We start from the raw sequence: 2,752 nt of genomic DNA on the forward strand, positions 1-2,752 counted from the left end.
CGGGCAACCAGCCCTTCATTCGATGCCATGGCGCCGATGTCCGGAAGAGGCATGCGGTTCGCGGACGGCCCGTTGGGCGGGGGTGCCGAGCAGGTGACGGTACTGGTGCAGATTTCGTTTCGCCTGCAGCCGCCGCGCGTGGTGCAAAGCCTCGATGATATGAGTGATCAGGCTTTTGCTGGTTCGCTCGCGGCTCGGCGAATGGTCTTTGGACGTTCTTTGGGAGGTCGTCTGAGCAGAAATTTGGGAAGAAATCTTTGCATCAATCGATGGCGCGTGTCCCATTCCTTGAAACTCCGCTCATGTGAGGCCGCGCACCATGCCTGATGCGAGTTACCTGCAGATGAATTACATTCAAGGAATGGTGATGCGGTAAACAACCGCGCCTGTGCCGAGCGTCTCTCGGACGGCATGAAATTTCGCATCAAAAGGGGCGCAAATGCGGGGACGCAGGTTGCGCGCGTCAGCCTTCCGCCGGCTTTTTCTTCGCCGTCTTCTTCACCGCCTCCTTGGTCGCTGCGGCGGCGGTGTCGGCCGCCGCCACGGCCTGTCGCATCGACCGCGCGGAGCTGTCGGCGGCATTGTCGGCGGAGATCTGCAGCCGCCGGACGGCCGTAGTGGCATGCTCCATCGTATCCTTGGCGATCTGCCGGTAGCGATCCCGGGCCGGCTTGTCCTTGGCCTTGGCCGCCAGGCTTCCATAGCGATCACGCCGCTTCTTCGCCGCCGCCATCAGGCTCTTCTGCTGCTGTCTGGCCAGCTGCCGGATCACGACGTCCAGGTCGGCGTCTGCCATGCTCGTCCTCAAGCTCCCTAAAACCCGTTTGATTCGGGCGAACTATGCAATTGCCAGCCCGGCTTTGCAATTGCAGCGAGCGGTGCCGCGCGAGAACGGGACGGTCGAATTCGCCACCATCGAGCTCTGCCCAAGAGCGCATGAATCCGTATTGCACGCGAAGGTCGATCGGCGTCACGACGAAGGCGATCCTCGGCGCATCTGACGAAACAGGCAGTCACAGCTCCCTTGCGTTGGAGAAGGCGAACGAGGACACCCGCCGCGTGTTCTCGTCCAGGATCAGCGTGCGGGTGATCGGCGGCTCGGCGCGCTGGCTGCAGTTCTCGCGCTCGCAGAGCCGGCAGTTGACCCCGATCGGCGTGCCTTCCGCCTTGTCCAGGTCCATGCCAGCGGCATAGACGAGTTTTGATGCATGGCGGATCTCGCAGCCGAGCCCGATTGCAAAGCGCGGCTGCGGGTGCGGGTGAGGCGCAATCGGCCGGCGCACCATCTGCGCGATCGAGAAATAGCGTGTGCCGTCGGGCAGCTCGATCACCTGCTTGAGCAGGCGGTCGGGCGTGTCGAAGGTGGAATGCACGTTCCACAGCGGGCAGGTGCCGCCGAATTTCGAGAACGGAAAGGTGCCGGAGGAAAAGCGTTTCGAAACGTTGCCGGCATTGTCGACGCGCAGCATGAAGAACGGAATGCCGCGCGCGTTGGGGCGGGACAGCGTGGTCAGGCGATGGCAGACCTGCTCGAAACCGACATTGAAGCGCTGCGCCAGCACGTGGATGTCGTAGGCGAGCGCCTCGGCCGCGCCATGAAAGGTCGCGTACGGCATCATCACGGCGGCCGCAAAATAGTTTGCCAGGGTAATCCGGTAGAGCCGGCGCGCGGGATCGTCGAGCGGGCCGGCGCGACCGACGATGCTCTCGAAATGACCGGATGCTTCGGCAAGCCCGATCTGGAACGCGAGCTGGAACACGCGGCCCGGCGCATCGACCAGCTCGGAGATCAGAAGCTGGCGGCGATGGCGGTCGAAGCGGCGCAAGGTGTCGCGCATGACGTCGACCGGCATGATGCGGGTCGTGACCGAGTGCTTTTCTCTTAAGCGTGTGCTGAGCGCTGCGAACAGCTCTTCGGCGCTGACATTCAATTGGTCGCGCAGGCTTTCCGCGGCCTGTTCGAGCTCGCCAAAATAGTTGCGGTTGGCCTCGATCAGGTCGCGTACGCGCTCGATCGGATTGGCCTCGAAGCGCGGCCCCTCGTTGCGGTCGGCCATCTGCGCCGCCACCAGCGTCTCGCCGCGTCGCGCCTCGGTATAGGCCGCATAGAGCCGTTGCAGTGCGTGGGTGACGCCAGGGCAGAGCTCGGCGAGGTCGCGCAGTTCCTGCTTCGGCAGGTCGATCTGGCGGAACAGCGGATCGGAAAAGATCTCGTTGAGTTCGGCAAAGAAGCGGTCCTCGTCCGCGGTCGCCAGATCGCGCAGGTCGAGGTCATAGGTCTCAGCGAGCCGGAGCAGGATCTGCGCGGTGACAGGGCGCTGGTTGCGCTCGATCAGGTTGATGTAGCTCGGCGAGATGCCGAGCCCTTCGGCGATCTGGGTCTGCGACAGGCCGAGCTGCTGGCGGATGCGCCGGAAGCGGGGGCCGACGAACAGCTTCTTACCGGAATCGGCGGGCATGGCAGGGTCTCTGACCTTTTGTTACAGTTATGACAAAGTTACATATGCGACAGGTATGGATGTTACATGTCATCACCATTCAAATGCAAGTACCCTATCGGAATTAAGGAATTTCGCGTTTACGTCTCGTCACGCATTTCGCAATGCACTGTCAAAAAAGTCGATGGCGGATGTGGCGGATCAAATGCTGCTGCCCCATCGTCGCCGAAAGGATCACGGTCATGAACTTCCAACCGCGTGAGATCAGCGAGCAGGGCCTGCAGCGGGCGGCGTCGTATCAAGGCGAGATTAAG

Annotated in this window: 4 protein-coding genes; 2 read left to right on the forward strand and 2 right to left on the reverse strand. The window is 62.4% G+C overall.

Annotated elements, in window-relative coordinates:
• Window positions 1-327 (forward strand): hypothetical protein (locus JOZ76_RS26270; protein ID WP_291703576.1); only part of this gene is annotated, 327 nt, incomplete at its 5' end.
• A gap of 136 nt (window positions 328-463) precedes the next feature.
• On the opposite strand, the gene JOZ76_RS26275 is transcribed toward JOZ76_RS26270, so the two are convergent.
• Window positions 464-796 carry a hypothetical protein gene (locus tag JOZ76_RS26275; protein ID WP_291703578.1) on the reverse strand — a complete coding sequence of 111 codons (333 nt, stop codon included), beginning with the start codon at window positions 794-796 and terminating at the stop codon, window positions 464-466.
• Here JOZ76_RS26275 and JOZ76_RS26280 point away from each other — a divergent pair.
• On the forward strand, window positions 795-1,001 hold the full coding sequence (locus tag JOZ76_RS26280; RefSeq protein WP_291703580.1) for a hypothetical protein: 207 nt from the start codon (window positions 795-797) through the stop codon (window positions 999-1,001). The two genes, JOZ76_RS26275 and JOZ76_RS26280, sit on opposite strands and share 2 nt — an antisense overlap.
• A gap of 12 nt (window positions 1,002-1,013) precedes the next feature.
• Here the strand turns inward: JOZ76_RS26280 and JOZ76_RS26285 are convergent, their stop codons facing one another.
• Window positions 1,014-2,459: a helix-turn-helix domain-containing protein gene (locus JOZ76_RS26285; RefSeq protein WP_291703582.1), complete on the reverse strand. Its 1,446-nt coding sequence runs from the start codon at window positions 2,457-2,459 to the stop codon at window positions 1,014-1,016.
• Between the last annotated feature and the right edge of the window lie 293 nt (window positions 2,460-2,752).

Source organism: Bradyrhizobium sp. (assembly GCF_019244115.1).
GTDB lineage: Bacteria > Pseudomonadota > Alphaproteobacteria > Rhizobiales > Xanthobacteraceae > Bradyrhizobium.

Bases quoted from the DNA above. Each gene is read 5' to 3' on its own strand.
- JOZ76_RS26285 (WP_291703582.1), bottom strand. From the start codon at position 2,459: ATGCCCGCCGATTCCGGTAAGAAGCTGTTCGTCGGCCCCCGCTTCCGG.
- JOZ76_RS26275 (WP_291703578.1), bottom strand. From the start codon at position 796: ATGGCAGACGCCGACCTGGACGTCGTGATCCGGCAGCTGGCCAGACAG.
- JOZ76_RS26280 (WP_291703580.1), top strand. From the start codon at position 795: ATGCTCGTCCTCAAGCTCCCTAAAACCCGTTTGATTCGGGCGAACTAT.